Raw genomic sequence first — 252 nt, forward strand, 5'->3', positions numbered from 1 at the left:
CCATTCCGCTTAAATATCTGATCTAATATAGGCTATATAAAATCACCGGTTAATAACATTGAACCAAAACATAGCTGAACAGCTTTTAGCGCTTTCGCAAAAGAACCAAACGCACGAAAACGCATACGATTACTCGCAGTGTCATTATTTTATGAGGGGAATAGCAGAACTGATATTGCAAAACGTCTTAACATAGCACGAAGTAGTGTTAATAAATGGGTTTCTAGTTACCTAGAACAGGGGCTGTATGGC

1 protein-coding gene is annotated in these 252 nt (G+C 38.1%); it reads left to right on the top strand.

Going from position 1 to position 252, the window contains the following annotated elements; genetic code table 11:
• Positions 1 to 123: 123 nt before the first annotated feature.
• A partial coding sequence (locus tag JIG41_RS23290) for a helix-turn-helix domain-containing protein (protein ID WP_409372733.1) occupies positions 124 to 252 on the top strand: 129 nt, incomplete at its 3' end.

It is taken from the genome of Pseudoalteromonas sp. bablab_jr011 (assembly GCF_016464045.1).
Classification (GTDB): domain Bacteria; phylum Pseudomonadota; class Gammaproteobacteria; order Enterobacterales; family Alteromonadaceae; genus Pseudoalteromonas; species Pseudoalteromonas lipolytica.